The 17,852-nt window shown below is 63.7% G+C and carries 17 protein-coding genes and 1 tRNA gene; 4 read left to right on the forward strand and 14 right to left on the reverse strand.

Annotated features, from left to right (window positions below):
• Positions 1–71 precede the first annotated feature (71 nt).
• The 4 genes from BJD99_RS13275 to BJD99_RS13290 are packed head-to-tail and all read right to left on the reverse strand — an operon-like array spanning position 72 to position 3,238.
• Positions 72–737 carry a DUF2064 domain-containing protein gene (locus BJD99_RS13275; protein ID WP_084347317.1) on the reverse strand — a complete coding sequence of 222 codons (666 nt, stop codon included), beginning with the start codon at positions 735–737 and terminating at the stop codon, positions 72–74.
• Complete coding sequence (locus BJD99_RS13280) at positions 734–1,387, reverse strand: glycosyltransferase family 2 protein (protein ID WP_084347318.1); 654 nt, start codon at positions 1,385–1,387, stop codon at positions 734–736. Before BJD99_RS13280 ends, BJD99_RS13275 begins: the two co-directional genes overlap by 4 nt.
• Entirely contained in the window at positions 1,380–2,435 is a 1,056-nt protein-coding gene (locus BJD99_RS13285) for an NAD(P)-dependent oxidoreductase (protein WP_084347320.1), read from the reverse strand. The genes BJD99_RS13280 and BJD99_RS13285 overlap by 8 nt, the downstream gene beginning before the upstream one ends.
• Complete coding sequence (locus tag BJD99_RS13290; protein ID WP_084347322.1) at positions 2,432–3,238, reverse strand: S-methyl-5'-thioadenosine phosphorylase; 807 nt, start codon at positions 3,236–3,238, stop codon at positions 2,432–2,434. The genes BJD99_RS13285 and BJD99_RS13290 overlap by 4 nt, the downstream gene beginning before the upstream one ends.
• A 70-nt stretch (positions 3,239–3,308) precedes the next feature.
• Between BJD99_RS13290 and BJD99_RS13295 the strand changes: the two genes are divergently transcribed.
• Positions 3,309–4,646: a hypothetical protein gene (locus BJD99_RS13295; protein WP_084347324.1), complete on the forward strand. Its 1,338-nt coding sequence runs from the start codon at positions 3,309–3,311 to the stop codon at positions 4,644–4,646.
• A gap of 16 nt (positions 4,647–4,662) precedes the next feature.
• Here the strand turns inward: BJD99_RS13295 and BJD99_RS13300 are convergent, their stop codons facing one another.
• The 4 genes from BJD99_RS13300 to BJD99_RS13315 are packed head-to-tail and all read right to left on the reverse strand — an operon-like array spanning position 4,663 to position 7,777.
• Positions 4,663–5,313 carry a methyltransferase domain-containing protein gene (locus BJD99_RS13300; protein WP_084347326.1) on the reverse strand — a complete coding sequence of 217 codons (651 nt, stop codon included), beginning with the start codon at positions 5,311–5,313 and terminating at the stop codon, positions 4,663–4,665.
• A complete protein-coding gene (locus tag BJD99_RS13305; protein WP_084347328.1) occupies positions 5,310–5,810 on the reverse strand; it encodes a hypothetical protein in 501 nt (166 codons plus the stop codon). Before BJD99_RS13305 ends, BJD99_RS13300 begins: the two co-directional genes overlap by 4 nt.
• Positions 5,810–7,051, reverse strand: coding sequence for a molybdopterin-dependent oxidoreductase (locus BJD99_RS13310; protein ID WP_084347487.1), 1,242 nt, complete (start codon positions 7,049–7,051; stop codon positions 5,810–5,812). The genes BJD99_RS13305 and BJD99_RS13310 overlap by 1 nt, the downstream gene beginning before the upstream one ends.
• Before the next feature lie 36 nt (positions 7,052–7,087).
• Positions 7,088–7,777 carry a hypothetical protein gene (locus BJD99_RS13315; protein ID WP_084347330.1) on the reverse strand — a complete coding sequence of 230 codons (690 nt, stop codon included), beginning with the start codon at positions 7,775–7,777 and terminating at the stop codon, positions 7,088–7,090.
• Positions 7,778–8,176: 399 nt separating this feature from the next.
• Between BJD99_RS13315 and BJD99_RS13320 the strand changes: the two genes are divergently transcribed.
• On the forward strand, positions 8,177–8,998 hold the full coding sequence (locus tag BJD99_RS13320; protein ID WP_084347332.1) for a sulfurtransferase: 822 nt from the start codon (positions 8,177–8,179) through the stop codon (positions 8,996–8,998).
• Positions 8,999–9,007: 9 nt separating this feature from the next.
• Here BJD99_RS13320 and BJD99_RS13325 read toward each other — a convergent pair whose 3' ends face one another.
• Entirely contained in the window at positions 9,008–10,591 is a 1,584-nt protein-coding gene (locus BJD99_RS13325; protein ID WP_084347334.1) for a GMC family oxidoreductase, read from the reverse strand.
• Positions 10,592–10,611: 20 nt separating this feature from the next.
• The gene (locus BJD99_RS13330) at positions 10,612–12,324 is read right to left on the reverse strand and encodes an aldehyde dehydrogenase family protein (RefSeq protein ID WP_084347488.1); all 1,713 of its coding nucleotides are present in this window, start codon (positions 12,322–12,324) and stop codon (positions 10,612–10,614) included.
• A 190-nt stretch (positions 12,325–12,514) separates the two neighbouring features.
• On the opposite strand from BJD99_RS13330, the gene BJD99_RS21280 reads away from it, so the two are divergent.
• Complete coding sequence (locus BJD99_RS21280; RefSeq protein ID WP_256895670.1) at positions 12,515–12,904, forward strand: hypothetical protein; 390 nt, start codon at positions 12,515–12,517, stop codon at positions 12,902–12,904.
• Between the two features lie 51 nt (positions 12,905–12,955).
• Positions 12,956–13,693, forward strand: coding sequence for a CdaR family transcriptional regulator (locus BJD99_RS21285; protein ID WP_256895671.1), 738 nt, complete (start codon positions 12,956–12,958; stop codon positions 13,691–13,693).
• On the opposite strand, the gene BJD99_RS13340 is transcribed toward BJD99_RS21285, so the two are convergent.
• From BJD99_RS13340 to BJD99_RS13355, 4 genes are all read right to left on the reverse strand, one after another.
• Positions 13,677–14,654, reverse strand: a complete 978-nt coding sequence (locus BJD99_RS13340) for a triacylglycerol lipase (RefSeq protein ID WP_084347336.1) — start codon at positions 14,652–14,654, stop codon at positions 13,677–13,679. The two genes, BJD99_RS21285 and BJD99_RS13340, sit on opposite strands and share 17 nt — an antisense overlap.
• 109 nt (positions 14,655–14,763) lie before the next feature.
• The gene (locus tag BJD99_RS13345; protein WP_256895672.1) at positions 14,764–15,642 is read right to left on the reverse strand and encodes a glycoside hydrolase family 16 protein; all 879 of its coding nucleotides are present in this window, start codon (positions 15,640–15,642) and stop codon (positions 14,764–14,766) included.
• A 204-nt stretch (positions 15,643–15,846) separates the two neighbouring features.
• Positions 15,847–15,917 (reverse strand) — tRNA-Gly (locus tag BJD99_RS13350).
• Between the two features lie 50 nt (positions 15,918–15,967).
• The gene (locus BJD99_RS13355; protein WP_084347338.1) at positions 15,968–17,731 is read right to left on the reverse strand and encodes a bifunctional diguanylate cyclase/phosphodiesterase; all 1,764 of its coding nucleotides are present in this window, start codon (positions 17,729–17,731) and stop codon (positions 15,968–15,970) included.
• Between the last annotated feature and the right edge of the window lie 121 nt (positions 17,732–17,852).

A 17,852-nucleotide genomic window follows, 5' to 3' on the forward strand; every position in this document is an offset into this window, starting at 1 on the left:
CTAAGCTTTTCGATTGTTGCAATGCGATCGAAAGTGGTCACGGATTGGTTACGGACCGGTAGCGGCTACCTCTACAAGTGCCGAACGACCTGCTCGACCGCCCTTCGGAACCGACTGCCGTCCAGGCACTGAGCTGCGACGATATCGAGGTCCGAGGCGTGGTCGACGTCACGCAGAATCGGCAGTGACCCGATGTTCGCGCCGAGTGCTTCGAGAGCCCTGCGAGTATCGGCGCCCGTCGTGGGACTGGACATCGTCACTTCGAGTAGCCCGCGTGCGAGCGCGGGATCTGCGATGCCGAATCCCCACCAACCGCCGTCCTCGGCCATGCCGAGCACCGATCGACCCGGCTCGGTGAGCTGCATCGCGGCCTCGTTCAGCAGGGACACCGTCACTTGGGGAGTGTCCATCCCGATCTGAAAGACAGGATTGCCCGACGCGGCAGCATCCTCGTGCGCGTAACGCAGCCGCTCGGCGAAACCGTCGCCCCGCTGCGGAATCACGATGTACGACGCCAGTGCCGCGGTTATCTCTTCATGTCGGCTCGCCAGGGCGAGGTCCCCGGTCGTGGCGACGATGCGCTCGTCGAAGTCGGCGGCGGATACGGCGTCGAGGGTGTCGAGCAGGGCGGCGGCAGCGATGTCGGCGGCCATGTCGTCGCCGAGGGTTTTCGCGAGTCGGGTTTTCGCGAGTCCGGGTACGGGAGCTTTGGCGACGACGAGGGCGGTTACTTTCACGAGAGCACCTTCCAGAAGTCCCGCACCGCGACGACGGTTCCCTTGACCGAGCCGGACACCTTCGAGGTACCTGCTGTCCGTGGACTGTAGGAGACGTCGTGTTCGACGACCGTCCAGCCGGCTTTCGAGGCGAGGACGAGTAGTTGCAGCGGGTAGCCGGATCGGCGGTCGGTCACGCCGAGGTCGAGAAGTGCTTGGCGTCGTACTGCGCGGATTGCGCCGAGGTCGTGGACGGGCAGTTTGTACTTGGTTCGAAGCCGAAGGGCCAGGACGGCATTGCCGATTCGCGCGTGGATCGGTGAGTTTCCGCGGACGGTCTTGCGTCGACCTACGGCGAGATCCGCCTCTTCGAGGGCGGTGACCAGCAGGGGTAGCTCACGTGGATCCATCGAGCCGTCGCCGTCGAGAACGCACACGACTTCGGTTTCGGCGGCGAGAATTCCGGCATGTACCGCTGATCCGTAACCGGGCACGGACTCCTGCACGACGTCGGCGCCGTGTGATCGAGCAACGTCGGCGGTGTCGTCCACGGAATTGTTGTCGACGACGATGACGCGGTAGCCGGCGGGCATGTCGGCGAGGACGCCGGGGAGCGAGCCTTCCTCGTTCATGCAGGGAATCACCACGGTGACATCGGTCGGCTCAAACACGCGGGGCACCGGTGCCTTCGGCGTCGCGAAGCGGTGCGGTTGCGAACTCGCGCAGACCGTCGAACGGCGAGATCGCGGCGTCGAATCCGATTGCGGTGCGGGCAGATTCGGGGCTGGCCACCACGTGCCGGACGTCCCCGGAGCGGTACTGTCCGGTCACTTCGGGGGTTGGGCCGCCGCAGGCCTGGGACAGTGCGGTTGCCACTTCGCCGATGGTGATCGGATGACCCGAGGACACATTGAGTGCGGTGAATCCGGGCAGATCGGCTGCGATGGACAGTACGTTCGCCGTGGCGACGTCGGAGACGTGCACGAAGTCGCGTGCTTGCAATCCGTCCTCGTACACCTGTGGTGGCCGTCCGGCTTCGAGTGAGGATCGGAACATCGCTGCGACGCCGGAGTACGGAGTGTTGCGTGGCATGTTCGGTCCGTAGACGTTGTGGTACCGAAGTGCGGTCACCGAGCCGCCGGTGGCAAGGGACCAGGCGAGTGCGTAGTTTTCCTGTGCAAGCTTGCTCGCGGCGTAGGTGCTTCGTGGCTGCAATGCCGAATCCTCGTTCACCAGAGCCCAATCCAGGGTGTCGCCGGTATTGGGGTCGATGTTGTCGAAGCGGCCTTCGTCGAGATCTCCGCGCGTGCGCGGACCGGGCACCACCGTCTCGCCCGCAGCATTGGTGTATCGCCCCTCGCCGTAGACGACCATCGAGGACGCCAGCACCAAGCGTGTACAGCCCGCTTCGGCCATTGCCGAGAGCAGTACGGCGGTGCCGAAATCGTTGTGGCTTGCATACGCGGGTGCGTCTGCGGCGTCGACGCCTGCGCCGACGACGGCAGCCTGGTGACACACCGCGTCGACGCCGGTCAGCACGTCCACGAGTGAGTCGTGGTCACGGACGTCGACCCTCTCGATACCCGGGATCGGTCGATCGCTCCCGTGCGCGGAGGGAAGAAATGCGTCGATCGCGACGACGTCGTAGCTGGGTCGGAGTGCGCCGAGGATATGTCCGCCGATGAATCCGGCTGCCCCGGTGAGCAATACGCGAGTCATGGCAGCTCGATCGGGAGTTCGACGCCCTCGTGCACGCGGCACGATTCGCATGGGCCCATCAGTGCGGCGCTGATAGCCGATCGAACCAAAGTTTTCAGTGGCTCGATGTTCTTCTGGAATTCGGCGAACACGTCGACTGCTCGAACTCCTTGCCCTGCCTCGATCCCCGCATCGAGGTCCGTGACGAGAGCGATGGGGGCGTAACACAATTCGAGTTCTCGGGCCAGTACCGCCTCGGGGTGTCCGGTCATGTTCACCAGTGTCCACCCCTGACGGGCATACCACTGGCTCTCGGCGCGGGTGGAGAATCTAGGGCCCTCGACGACCACCATCGTGCCGCCATCGACGGTGCCGGGCTGTAGCGCCGCGGCGCGTAGGTCGGCGCAGTACGGATCGGCGAATTCGACGTGGATTCCGCCGTTGTCGAAGTAGGTCTGCGGGCGCCCGCTCGTGCGATCGACGAGTTGGTCGGGAATCACCACTGTTCCGGGCCCGTATTCGGGGAGCAGGCTCCCGACGGCACACGGGGCGAAGATGCGCTGCACTCCGAGCATGCGCATGGCCCACATGTTGGCGCGGTAGGGGAGAGTGTGCGGGGAGTACTCGTGACGAGCACCGTGCCGCGGAAGAAATGCGACGGTACGGCCGTCGACGTCGCCGATCGTGATGGGCCCGCTCGTCGAACCGTACGGCGTGTCGATCGTGACCGACTGCGCGTCTTCCCCGAAGAACGAGTAGAAACCGCTACCACCGATGACCGCGATGTCGGCTCGGTGCGAAGTTGTTGTCGGCGTTGATGTCATTGATTCATTTCCGTCCTCGGTATGCTGAGCCCATCGATGTTCGAGATTTCCACGTGGATCGCAACGTTAGGTGAACGCTATCCGGTACTGGAGAGAATCTATCGCGGCTGTCCTCGCCGTTGGGCTCGTCGCAGTGGCATTCGTGGTCCCGTATCTGGACAACGAGCTGATCACGCCGATCATCAACCGCACCCCGCAGCAGGTTCGTGATTTCGCCGATGCCGCACCGCTTTTCGGCTTCCGTGAGCTTCACCTCGGCTTGGGCACTCCGTTCGCGATTCTCATCGCGATCGCGGGCGTCCTGTGGGGGCCGGAGATTGCGCGCAGACTGTCGTGGCGGAAGCTGCTTCCGCTCACCTGGGGCGTGTCGCTGGCGTGGACGATGGCGCTGGCCATGGTCGACGGTTGGCGACGCGGATTCTCCACGCGCTTGTCCTCCACCGACGAGTATCTCCACGAAGTTCCCGACATCACCGATATACCGGCGACGCTGCAGGGTTTCTCCGAACGCATCCTCGATTACCAGGCCGACTCGTGGACGACGCATGTGTCCGGCCATCCGCCGGGCGCGCTGCTGACGTTCGTGTGGCTTGATCGACTCGGGCTCAGCGGCGGTGCGTGGGCGGCATGGTTGTGTGTACTCGTCGGCACCAGCGCCACTATGGCGCTCATCGTGACCGTCCGTGCTCTCGGTGACGAGACGATGGCGCGTCGTGCAGCCCCGTTCGTGGCGCTTGCGCCCGCAGCTGTCTGGATCGCAGTGTCTGCCGACGCGTTCTACGCCGGCGTGGTGGCCTGGGGAATCGCGTTGCTCGCTCTCTCGACGCAGAAGAACCGCTGGCCTGTATCGCTTGCTGCTGGTGTGCTTCTGGGCTTCGGCGTCTATCTCAATTACGGCCTCGGGTTGATGGCGCTCCCGGCGGTTGCGGTCCTTGTCGCCGGGCGCGCGCTGCGGCCGGCCGTGTGGTCGCTTCTCGGTGCGCTCGCGGGTGCGCTCGTCGTGGCGGCGATCTTCACTGCCTACGGCTTCTGGTGGTTCGACGGCTACGAGCTCGTGCAGGAGCGTTACTACCAGGGCATCGCGACGGACCGACCGTTCGAGTACTGGGGTTGGGCCAACTTCGCGGCGTTGTTCTGCGCGCTCGGGATTGCCGTTCCTGCTGCGTTTCCGCGCATCTTCACTCGGGTGCAGCCGATCAATCTTCTGGTCATCGCCGGGCTTGCGGCCGTGGTGATGGCAGATCTGAGTCAGCTGAGCAAAGCCGAAACCGAGCGCATCTGGCTGCCGTTCGCCATGTGGATGCTCCTGGCGCCCGCAGTGCTTCCGCAACGCACGCACCGGTTCTGGTTGGGATTGCAGGTTCTCGTGGCACTTGCAATCAACCATCTGCTCTTCACCAACTGGTGATGCGCTGCGCGGGCGGTTAAGCACGCTCCAACCGTGCGAAGAACCGTCCGTGGATCGGTGCGATATCGACTACGGCGAGGCCTGCGGCGTGTGCGATGGCATAGGTTGCGTTGGCGCTGACGCTCGCCCACGCGAACCACTCGCCCACCATCGTGTCGGTCTCCCAGCGGACTGTCTGTGGTTGTACTTCGGCGGCGCCGGGCGCGTGGACCTCGGCGATGACGGCGCCGTCGGGTCGAATGAGCTCCGCGGCTCGGCGAAGCAAGCGGACAGGGTCGCCGCCGATGCCGATGTTTCCGTCGGCCAGCAAGACGCAGGCCCAGTCACCGGCATTGGGTAAGGGCTCGAACAGATCGCGAAGTACCGCCCGTCCACCGCGCCCGACCGTCAGATCGACGGCCTTCTTCGAGGTGTCGACGCCTAGTGCAGAGATGCCGCGTCGCGCCAGGCCCTCGGTGAGTCGACCGGGACCACAGCCGAGGTCGAGGGTGGGGCCGTTGCAGTGGCCGATCATCCGGCCGTCGGCGATTCGGTCTTCGGTGCTCGATGCCGGGCCGCCCATCCAGCGAGCGGTGGGCAGCGGCTCACGGGTTCCGTTCGAGTGCCCCATCCAACAGGGCAAACCACAGGAGGCTCTGCTGAACAGTTCGTCTGCCGTGACTCTCACGTCGCTCTCCTGTTCGAGGTCTGTGCGATACGGATCGCGTACGCCAGTGCGCTGACTCCGAACAGCACCGCTGTCAGTACCAGCCAGCGACCGAGATAAGGCTCCTGCGTCAATCCGGTTGCGGTAGTAAATGTTTCGGATCCTTGCTGAATGATTCCGGGAAAGAACAGGACGAAAGTCAGCGCCGTGCCCATGAGCGGGACACGGATGTAGTTGAGCGGGGATACGCGCCAGGTGAGTGCGGGTGCCCGTCCGCGCATCGCGTCGAGTCCGGCAGTGAGCGAGCGGTCGGCGAGCGAATACAGGGGAAAAAGAAGAAGGTCGTGGACGACGATGGCACCGGCGAACCACACTGCAATCGATTGCCACCAGACGTTCCGATTCCAGAACGTAGCTATGCCTGCCACGTAGACCACGTACCCCACCAGCGCCAATGCGAAACACACTGCAAGTAGGTGCAGGGGACGGGCGCCGTAGATGCGGGTGAACGCTGCCATCACGCGTTCCTGAATTCGATTGCCTTCACCCATTTGGTGTTGTGCACTCCTGGCATGGCCGGGACGATGATCCGCGCGGGGTACCCATGGTCGGGGGAGAGGTCGACGCCGTTGACCTGCAGTGCGAGCAGTGAATCGGCGTCGAGGACCTGGTTGGACTGCAGTGTGGCCTGACGGAAAGGCCCATTCTCCTCGATCGAGGTGACCTGCGCCGACCGAAGATCCTCGACGCCGGCTGCCGACGCGAGGTCACGTAACCGGACGCCGGTCCAGCGCTGAACCGTCGACCATCCTTCGACGCAGGCGATGGGTAGATCGGCGGTGTGCTGCTCCATCCGCAGGAGGGCTTCTCTGGTGAACGTCACCGCGCTCGCACCTCCGGTCAGTTCGAGGGTCCAGCTCGCGCCCGTGGCGTCCTCGGTGATCCGGGCTGCGGAGGCTGTGCGGTTGATCTGGAAATCGTCGGGTCCGTCTCCGTACGACCGGCCGCGGGGAAGAAGTATCGCGGCGTTGCGGAGGAACCCGCCAGTGGTCTGCCCCACGGTGAGGGCTGCGACGAACAGTGCGCCACCGCCGACGAGGGCGAGCGCTCCGCGCCTGCTGATCGTGGGATCGGTGGGGTCCTCGGCGATGAGGTCGGATCCGTCGGGATCGACTTCCTGCTCGGTCTGCTTGTCCTTCAGGACCTGGATGAGCGAGCGAGAGCGAAGAGTGCGAAACATCAACGGAGTCTTGATGATCGCGTGCGAGACGAAACCGGCGATGAAGATCCATGCACCCCAGTAGTGGGCGGTGTAGAAGCTGAAGCCGAAGATGTAGTCGTACTGGATGTTGAGAACTCCGGTGACGATCTCGAAAAGAATCCCGCCGACGAGCGCGAGCAGGGAAAGCCGTTCCAGTGCTTGAGAAACCGAGCGGATCGGAGGCGTCACGAACAGCTTGGGTATGACCGACCACAGTTTCGCCAACACGATCGGAACCAGGATCAATCCGAGGCCGACATGCAGACCTTGGGTGAAGCGGTACAACCACGATGGGTTGGTGGGCCAGTCGAAGTAGGGGAGCCGCAGCCAGCCGACATCTGTCGGAAGGGCTTGGCCGAACTGTGGGCCATACGCTATGTAGGAGGCAAGCCCGGTGAGGATGACGATGGGCAGGCCGGCGAGCAGTACGGCGCCGAAGATCGAAGTGAGCCAGGGGCCTCGAAGCGGACTACGAAACCGTCCGCGCGAGGCCGCCATGTGCGGTGACCTCGCGCGGACGGTTTCGTCGTTCATTTACGCAGTTGCGATGGTGATGGTTGCAACGCCCACGAGCAGGCCGGGGGTGACAGCGTCGGTCTTGAACGTGTCGTTCAGCAGGCCGGCGGCGGTCTCGGAGATCTTGACCTCGGTGCCGGTCAGGATCGCGGTGTCGTTCGGGCCGGTTGCCAACGGCTGCAGTGTGCGGCCGTCGAGGTCGAAGAGGACTGCATCTTCGGCAGCAACGGCACCGTTGACGGTGACGGTTCCGGTGAGAACCGAGGTGCCCGGATCGATGTCGAAGTCGGTGAGCTCGACGACGGTCTCACCGGCGGTCAGTGACAAGCCGCTTCCATCGTGCATGATCTCGCCCTGAACGTAGGGGTCGACTGTGCCCGGCTCCCAGTACTTGACGTCTCCACCGGTGATCGGGAAGACGATGGATCCGTCTGCCAGAGTGGCGGTTCCGACAACTCCGGGGGTGAGGCCGAGTGTCGTCAGGGCGCCGGTGAAGCCTGCGTCGAGTGCGACAGCGGTGCTGACGCCCTTGCTGAGGTCATCGACCTCGGCAGCTGGTGCCGGCATCGACTCGGTGGTCTCGGCGGCAGCGGCCGAGGTGGTGCTGGACTCGGTGCTCGATGAATCGTCACTCGAGCATGCGGCGAGAGGTACGAGGGTCATTGCGCCGATTGCAGTGGCGGCCATAACTTTACGGATCGAGATCATGTGAGGATCTACCTTTCGTTGGCTCAAGTGTTGAGCGTTGTAGGTAATTCGCCGCAGGGTCCGTTCCGGATGGGTCCGATCTTAGTCCGGTACGTAGTTCCGGCATGCCGAACCGTTGAAATCTCGTATTCGGGCTTCCCGACCCGGACGAACAGCACGGCAAATCACCTTGGTAGGCAAATGTTCTCACGTAGAAACACGGAAATATGGGCAGAATGTCCGATCCGAACATTCGTAGTAGGCCCGAGTCGAGTTCGATACGTGACCGTTGCCGGACCGTTACCTAATACTCTCGTAACCGGTGGTCCGGTTTGGTTAGTGCCGTGAATTTTGCTCCACTTTCGCTTCGGCTGGGCGGGTTTCCGTCGATTCGGAGCAAAAGTGGAGCAAAATTCACGCATGCCACAGGAGACTCTTGATGCCACCGACCTGAAGTCTGAACTGCGTAGCCTCGTTCCGCCCGTAGTCCTCGATGTTCGCTGGGCCCTTGGAGATTCGGACGGTCGACGGCACTATCGCGACGCGCATATCCCGGGCGCGGTGTTCGTCGACCTGGAAAACGAACTCGCCGAACCCGCCTCCCCCGAGGGCAGACATCCCCTCCCCTCCATCGAGAGACTGCAGGCCGCCGCGCGACGCTGGGGCGTCACCACCGGTGTGCCCGTCGTCGTTTACGACAACACAGGCAACCTCGCTGCGGCGCGGGCGTGGTGGCTGCTGAAGTGGGCCGGCTTCGACGAGGTAACCCTGCTCGACGGCGGTCTGGCAGCCTGGATCGCCGCAGGTAACGACACCTCCGCGGGCGAGGAGGTCGCGTCGGCACCAGGGGATGTCCAGCTCGGTGCGGGACATTTGCCGACGCTCACGACCGAGGAAGCAGCCGCACTCGCAGAGTCTGGAACGCTGCTCGACGCGCGGGCCGCGGAACGGTACGCGGGCGAGTCCGAGCCGGTGGATCCGCGGGCCGGCCACATACCCGGTGCCATCAGTGCTCCGACCAGCGCCAACCTCGACGCGGACGGGCGATTCCTGTCGGCGGAAGCGCTCCGCGAACGGTTCGGCGGGGCGAAGCCGCAGGTCGGGGTGTACTGCGGTTCCGGCATCACGGCCGCCCATCAGGTGGCCGCGCTGGCCATCGCCGGAATAGATGCCGCCCTCTATCCGGGGTCGTGGTCACAATGGTCAGGCGATCCGGCTCGTCCGGTGGCGACGGGCATGTGACCAGTCACCTCAGCGCAGCACCAGGTCCGCGGCCCTTTCGCCGATCAGTACGCTCGGCGCGTGTGTGTGGCCGCGGATGATCGTCGGCATGATCGACGCGTCCGCGACCCGTAAGTTCTCGACGCCGCGGACCCGGAGATCCGGGGTGACGACGCTCGAGCTGTCGCTTCCCATCCGGCAGGTGCTCACCGGGTGGTAGAGGGTGTGTGCGTTTTGCTCGAGGGCTTCGGTCAGCAGGTCCTCGGTCGAGATGTCTGCTTTCACGCGTGGTCGGACTATGTCGCCGAGCAGCTTTTTGAGGGACGGTTGTGAGGCGATAGTCGTGCATGCCCGCAATCCCTCGATCATTGCGCGCCGATCGGTGCCGTCGGGATCGCTGAGGTAGCGAGGTTCGATGACGGCTTTGGCCAGTGGGTCGGCGGAACGAAGACCGATCTCACCGCGGCTCACCGGGTTGAGCAGCACTGCCCCGATGACGGCGGCGTGCGTGTCCGGCGCGATGAGTCCCTCGTCGAAGAACGGGGCGGGGGCGTAGATGAGCTCGACGTCGGGGAACGGTACTTCGTCTCGACTCTTGATGAATCCGTAGGCTTCGGCGACGTTCGAGGTGAGCATGCCGCGTCGGCGAGCCAGGTAGTTGACGAGCTGGGGGATTTTCTCGGCGTGGAACAGTGAATCGAATTCGGTCTTCCAGCCGATGAGCGCACACAGGTGATCGGTCAGGTTCTTACCGACCTCCGGTGCGTGGTGCTGCACCCTAATGCCGTGTGCGGCCAGTTGCGCTCTGTCGCCGATACCCGAGAGCATCAGCAATTGTGGCGTATTGATTGCGCCCCCGGCGAGAATCACTTCCTTGGCGGCGCGGACGGTGTGGGTGATCCCGTCCTTGGTGTATTCGACGCCGACGGCGGCGGACCCTTCGAAGACGACGCGCGTGGCATGAGCTTCGGTGAGGATGGTCAGGTTGGGCCGCTTGCGAATCGGTGCGAGGTACGCGTCGGCAGTGCTCCAGCGGGCACCGCGTTTCTGGTTGACCATGGTCTGCGAGAAGCCCTTGGGCTCGGCACGGTTGGCCGTCTCGACGGGATATCCGGCTTCCTGGACGGCGTCGAGGAAGGAGGTGGTCGATGCGCGCGGACTGCGTTGGTTCGACACGATCATCGGTCCGCCGGTACCCGCATCGAGTTCCTTTGTCGCTTCGATGCTTTCGATCTTGCGGAAGTACGGTACTACGTTCTCGAACGACCAGGAGGAGTCCGACAGGGAGGCCCACTCGTCGTAGTCGGCGGCGAACCCGCGGACCCACATCATCGCGTTCATCGACGATGATCCACCGAGCATCTTGCCGCGGGGCCAGTAGATGCTGCGGTCCCGCAGTTCGCTCTGAGGTTCGGTGTCGTAGTTCCAATCCACGTCACTGCGGAACAGTTTGGAGAAGGCCGCGGGGATGTGGGCGAATTTGTTCTTGTCCTCCGGGCCCGCTTCGAGCACTACGACGGTGTTGCGCGGGTCGGCGCTGAGCCGATTGGCGAGTACTGCACCGGAGGATCCGGCGCCGACTACGACGTAGTCGGCGATGGCTGGTTGTGACATGAAAGAAGGTACCTTTGTCTCTAGCCGCGCAGAGCGGAGGCGAAGATGGCAGGAAGCTTTGCCCAGGAGGGCTTTCCGGCGAATTCTGTCAACAGTCTGCCGGTGGTTGCGGCCGTTCGGTTGTTGACGAACCATGGCGGCTTGGGGGAGATCGACCATTCGCCGTTGATCAGCGAGCGAGGAGACGGACGGAAAGGTCCGCGCACTACGGTGCGTTCGGCGCCGTCGATCAGCAGTGCGTTGTGGACGATGCCGATTCCGCTCTGGACGTCGTCGATCGTGTGTCCCGGGAACGCGCCCCACGACGCTGCGGCGGTGAGGAATCCGACTCCGGTCCAGGCGTTCACTGCGATCGTGCCGTAGTTCAGTTCGGCCAGCAGTGAGTCGAACTTCGAGCCCAGTCGATCGATCGTCTTGGGGTGGGCGATAATGTTGACCCCCAGGGTGCCGATGAACTTCTCGTTGACGGTCGCCACTGCCTTGGCGGCGAATTCATCTTCGCCGTAGGGGAGTTCGATGACGCCGAGAACCGGGGCGAAGTATTCGGTCTCCAGCAGTGACGCTTCTTTGCCTGGGTCGATGTCTTCGATAAGGACGCGTCCGCCGGAGAGCCGCGAGGCTTTCGGATAGTTCTCCAGGGCGCCGGCTACGCGGGTGTCGCTGCCTGGGTAGTACGCGCGACGGGAGGGTGCCGAGTCGAGTGCCTTGCGGAGTGCGGCGAGGAACTGGTCTCGCTGTTTCCAGTTGGAGGACAGTACGACCACCTGTGATGCGATGCAGTTGTAGCCACTGTTGTGTAGGCGTTGCGTGGCAACGTGTTCGGCCTGAAACTCGATGTCGGCTGTGCTCCACTCGCCGGGGAGAACGATGGTCGGTGAGACGCCGCCGAGTTCGCTCGTCATCGGCTTGGTCAGTATCGGGTCGTTGGCGGCTTTGTGTTCCGCGCCGGTCTGTCCGGGTCCGAAGACGATGGCGTCGTGGGTGATCGAGCTACCGGTCATGTGCACGTGATCGACCAGGTCGTGGTTGACCAGGTAGGTGCCCGCCTCGGCTCCACCGGTGAGCAAGCGGACGACGCCGGCGTCGATCAACGGCCGAAGGACTTTTCTCAGCACCGGCAGCAACGGGTCGGTGATCGGGTTGAGTTTGAGCGCGACGACGCGATTGTGGGCGAAGAGTTCGTACAGTGTGTCCAGCGGCGCGATGGACATGATGTTGCCGGCGCCGAGTACGACGCCGATGCCGTTGGTGTGCGCGGGATCGCGTTGGGCCAGGCCTGCGGTGCGTTTGGCGGTATCGGCGTCGATTCCCGGTTTCAGCCACACGTCGGCGCTGAATCCGTTGAGCAGCAGCGAGTCGAAGATGCTCAGCGGCAGTACCTGGACCGTGGTGCGTCCGCCGGGCGCGGAACCGAAGTGTGCCTTGGCGAGCGGGCTGGTGCCCGATTCGAGGGCGGCCAGAGTGTGCGCGAGGGTGGCTGCGCCGCTGACGAAAGCATAGGGGCCGGAGATCCATTCCTCACCGACGAGTGACGACGACGGGTCGAGGCCCTTGATCGAGCACGCGGCGGTGACCCACTCGGCGCCGTGCGCGACGGTCAGGTCTCGCACTTGCTCGAGCAGCGCCCGACGTGCTGCCAATGTCAGGGTCGCCCACTTCTTCTCCCCTGCGCTCAACTCTTCGAGTGCGGCGTCGACCAGGCGGTGCGTCTCGTCTTCCGGGGTGAGCGCGATGTGCAGGTCGGGTTCGATTCGATCGGTCAAGGGGTGGCTCTTCTCTTTACTCGGGGTGCGCGTAGGTCCACTTCTGCTGTGATTGTCGTCTCATTCGACCGTGAGCGCTATAGGCCCGCGCTCTCCAAGTCGGTCGCTTGGTTGTGCAGTGGCACAACCAAGGGTCGAGGGGCGGCGCTACGCTTCGACCATGGCAACCAGTACTCCGACCACTGTGCTCGCGTCGACCGACCTCGCTGCGCCACTCCTCGACTCGACGGAGATGCTGGCCGAGACGTTGGTCCACCGCATACTCGACGCCGAGCACGGATATCTCGAGGCCTCGCTGTTGACCGAGGACGAGTTGCGCAGTGCCTGCCGGGAGAATCTGCGCGCGATGATCGGTTGCCTGGCCGGTCACGGTGTACCGGATCTGTCTTCGGCACACGCGACGGGTCGGTTGAAGGCCGAGCAGGGTGTGCCGCTTGCCGCGCTGCTGCACGCGTTTCGGCTGGGCGGTCGACTCATTTGGGAAGAGTTGATGAATCGGTCCGACGGAGAACCCTCGCGAGCCCTGCTCGAGATGGCGGCGCAGGTATGAGCGCTCGTCGACGTCTGTTCCGACGCTGCCGCGGAGGCATACCGCTCGACGGTGGACACACTGTCCGAACAGGATGCGGAATCGCGCCGGCGACTGGTGCGGGCACTGTTCGGTGATCGTGTCTCGAACCCGGCCGCCGTGGCCGACGCGGTGCGGACCTTCCGAATTCCCGATCGTGGATCGTTCGTCGTCGTCTCCGCGGACTCACGTGATGTCGAACTGTCGACGCGGGGCATCGGTGCGGTGTGGGACTCCGAAGTCGACGGCACTCTCGGCCTGCTGTTCGCGACTTCGGATGCTCTCCTCGACGAGGTTCTGTGCAGTATCGACAACGGCGGCACCGATGCGGCGATCGGGGTCAGTGCCGGATTCTCGTCACCGGCGGGAATGCCGATGGCCGTCGAGCAGGCCAGGTTGGCGCGGACCTGTGCGCGCGTGGACGGCAGTGCGCTGACGCGCTTCGATGCGGTTCCGGTTCCATTGATGCTGGCTCGGCATCCGGACAGTGCGCAGGCGGCTACCCGGCAGATCCTCGGTCGCCTGCTCGACCTTCCCGACGAGGAGCGGGAGAGCCTGCTGACGACCCTGGATGCGTGGTTCGGCTCCAAAGGGTCGACCAGTGAGGCGGCGTCGCGGTTGCATTATCACCGCAACACCGTGCTGTATCGCTTGCGGAGGATCGGCGAGCTGACCGGTCGGGACTTTCTCGACCCGATTCAGTGCTCGGAACTGTACGTAGGTCTGCGCGCCTATCAGTTGTCGGTCGCGAACCTTAGCGGTGTTCCGTGAGTTGCTGGTTGCTCGCGATGACGACGTCGAGAATTCCGGCACCGAGTGGGACCGGACCGCAGGGTGCGACGATCCCGGCGGTCGGGTCGAGGGCAGCGAGGACGAGCCCGATGGCGGTCGGATCGTAGGTGAAGGTGAAGTGTGCGACGTTGTCCTGCGGGCAGACGTCCTGGATCACGATGTTGGTGGCACCGGGGTCCCGAAGCAGCGCATTGGTATAGGGCTGGATCGTCTCGTCGACTCGGGTGGCGATGTTGGTGTACTCGACGCCGGGGACGGTGTCGCCGCCGGCATTGAGTCGGTTCAGGAAGTCCGAACCCTGCAGTAGTTCGACGAGTGCCGGGCCGAACTCACCGGCGACGAGTGTCGTTCCACCCGGAACTGCTTGCAGTACAGGGGAGGTGCCGTACGCAGTGCCGCCGTAGGTAGGTGAGGCGATGCCGATCCACTTGTCCACCACGGCGTCCCCGCCTAGGCGGTTGGTGTAGTAACGGGTGACCGCGGCGCCCTGGGAGTAGCCGACGAGGTTTACCGACGTGGCACCAGTTTTCGTCAGCACCGATTCGGTGAACTCTTTCAATTGTTCTGCACTCCCGGCGATGTCGCTGAACCCGTAGCTCGTCCCGTCCGGTGACGCACCGTAGTTCAACGCGTACGCGCAGTACCCCGCCGTTTTCAGTACCGGCCCGAGACCGGCCCAGTCGGAGTACACCGTGGCGTCGGTTCCGTGGACCAGGATGACCGGTTCCGAATCCTGCGGTGTCGGAACACATTCGGGATCGTTGACGCCTGGGGGAACAGCGCCGGGGTTCTCCGCGGAGTATCTGATCGCATCAGCATGGTTCGATTGCCCGGGTCCCGGTGTCGTCGGGATCACCGGCGCAGCCGATGCGACTCCCATTCCCACTACGGAGCAGGCAACGCACACAGCGCTGAAGTTCAGCGCGAGAGAGAATTTCATGCCACACCTCGACCTTGGGGTACTTCCCTTCTAGATGCTATGCCCAATTGTGTGCCATGTCCCAGCGAGCGGTGCTGTGCGGTGGGATGGTTCACAAACGTGACCTCGGTCAGGAAATTCGGCTCGCTTTGATCCAGTCGACACTCATCGTCTGCGGGAACGGCGTCGAGGCGGGGACCTTACCTACCCAGTTGTTGCCGACCGCCACGTTGAGAAGCACGTAGTGCGGGAAGGCGCCGGAGAACGGAGTCCAGTTGCCGCCCTTTGCTTCGTACTGGGCCTTGGTCAGCGAATACTTGGCCACCCCGTCGATGAACCAGGTGATCCTGTCGGTCAGCCAGTCGACGCGGTAGGTGTGAAAAGCGTCGGACAGCGGAGCGGTGTCGCCGCCGGCCTTGACGTCCACCGAAGAATTGCTGCGCGATGGACCATGAAGATTGAAAGACGGGCCATTGGTTCCCGGGATTTCTACGATGTCGATTTCACCCTGACGCGGCCAATCGTATTCATGTCCCGGTTCCAATCCCAATAACCAGAATGCCGGAAGTAATCCAGCGGCTCGTGGCATCTTTATGGATGCTTCTATTCGAACTGGCGGGGTTACGGATTGTTTTCCGAAGCTGACGACGCGTGCGCTCGTGATGTTGTCGGGTGCGCGCACCCCGTCGGGTGGATTCTCGCGTCGAGCGGTGATCTGCAGGGCGCCGTTGCTCATCGACGCATTGGACGTCGAGTTGGTGTAGTACTGCTGCTCGCCGGAACTTGCACCCCACCTGCCGGTTTGGAATGTCCACTTGCTGGCGTCGACGGCTCCGGTTCCGTTGAACGCGTCCTCCCACAGCACGCCACCTTGTACCGGTGGTGCGGGCGGGGGAGTGGTTGTGGTCGGAACCGGTGCAGTCGGGGTGGGAGTCGGGGTGGGCGTGGGCACAGGGGGCGCCCCGGGGGTCCACATCAATGCGGACAACAACAATGCAATCCAGTTCATGCTCTATTCCTGTCATGGCAATTGTCGGGGGAAACAACAAGCACGTCAGAAGGTTTAGCACGAAGGACACGATATCAACGAGGTGAATGGGAAAACAGAAGAAATGCGTGATTCAGGGGATATCGTCCGTAGATATTTCGGACGGAGATCATGTTTATCGAGCCGAAATCAGGTTTTATCCTGTTTGGGGTGTTGTCGCAAATGAGCCGGTGACGGGAATCGAACCCGCCTCTCAACCTTGGGAAGGTCGCATTCTACCAATGAACTACACCGGCTTGGCGGCCCTGAGGCCACGCGGACACACTGTATCAGCCGCCGTCGGTAGTCAGAACTGAATGGTCCCGGCGCGAAGGAGTTCGAGCGTCTCGGCCGCGGGAACCGGTCGGGAAATGAGGTACCCCTGCGCCCGTGTGCATCCGAGCGCGAGGAGGACATCGACCGCCGCGGTGGTCTCGACGCCTTCTGCGATGACATCGAGTCCGAAGGCGTCGGCGAGCCCGACGACGGATTCGACGATGGCGAGGTCGTTGGCGTCACCTGCTCCGAGGTCGGTGACGAAGGAGCGGTCGATCTTGAGTGCATCGACGTCGAGCTCCTTCAGATGTGACAGTGCGCTGTAACCGGTGCCGAAGTCGTCGATGGCGATGCGAACGCCGAGTTGGTGCAGCCCGTGGAGCGTCTTTCGAGTGCGGTCCACGTCGTTGACGACGGCGACCTCGGTAATCTCGAGGCACAATTGTGGGCCTTCGACCCCGTAGCGCCGAAGGACTGCCTCGACGGTTCCGGCGAAGTCGGGTTCGACGAGCTGGGCCGGGGAGACATTGACGCGTATGGAGATGTCGAGGGATGGTAACGTCGACCGCCATTCGGACAAGGTGCGGCACGCTGTGTCCAGTACCCACCTCCCCAATGCCGGTGCGAGGTTTGTCGCTTCGGCGACGGGGATGAAAGCGCTCGGCGGCAGGAGTCCGCGCACCGGGTGTTGCCATCGGACGAGAGCTTCCACCGCGGTGATCTTTCCGCTGCCGAGGTCGACTTCGGGTTGGTAGTACAGCACGAGGGCGTCGCCTTCGATCGCGTCACGCAGGTGCACTTCGACGTCGCTTCGCAGCTCGCTCTGTGCTCGCACCGATTCGGTGAAGTGTTCGATGTTGTCGGTACTGCCGATCTTCGCGATGAGCGCAGCCTGGTCCGCGCACCGTAAGGCACGTTCGGCAGTGATACGACCGGGCTGGGCCATCATGATGCCGATCCGGGCGCGCCGACGCAGATCGGCGAGAGGCATGTCGATCCCGTCGATTGCCTTCAGTATCGTTTGGGCCGCCAGGTCGGCGGTGCATTCATCTGTCGGGCCTGCGAGTACGACGACGAATTCGTCGCCCCCCAACCGGGCGATCACATCCTCGGCTCCGAGTTCTTCACGCACGATATCGGCGACGTCGCGGATGTATTCGTCGCCGGTCAAATGGCCGAGGAAGTCGTTCAACGACTTCAGCTGGTCGAGGTCGAGAAACAGCACTGCCACCGGGCCGCACCCCGGCTCCTCCAGGCGCGCGCTCAGGTGGTCCAACAGTGCTCTGCGGTTCGACATCCCGGTGAGATCGTCGTGCGTGGCGGCGAAGCGGGAACGGTTCTCCGCGTCCACTCGCGCTAGCAGCTGCGTCATCAGCGCAGCAACCGATCGCAGCGAGCTCAATTCGCAGTCGGTCCAAGCGCGCCCGGCAGCCTTGGCGAAGCCGAGGACCCCCACGTCGATGCCTCCGGTGACCAGTGGGATCACCACGAGCGGAACCCTCTCGGGCGCAAGACCATCGAGTTGTTCGGCAAGGTCTTCCGTCGAGGACACTACGGTGACGTCTTTCATCGTTGCGGCGAGAGCGAGGATCGGGTCGGGACCGTCCCGGTGCGCGACCGTCGACGGGTCCGGGTAGGTGATTCCGATTCTCGGCGGCCATTCTGCGACGAGAATGCTTGTCCAGGTATCGATATCGGTCAGGCGTAGAAACGCGAAGTCGAGTTCCAGTTCGCAGGCCAGGCTGTGGAGGATCGATGGGTATGTCTCGTGGGCCGATTCGGCATCCACGCGCATGAGGGTAGTCGCGACGTCGGTTACGACGACATCGAGATCTCGACGTCGATTCAGTGCCCTCTCCTGCCTCCGGCCCCCCGGCTAACGAGACCTTAACCCACTGTGCGCAATCGAGCCTGAG

It is taken from the genome of Rhodococcus sp. 1163 (genome assembly GCF_002091985.1).
Lineage (GTDB): Bacteria > Actinomycetota > Actinomycetes > Mycobacteriales > Mycobacteriaceae > Rhodococcoides.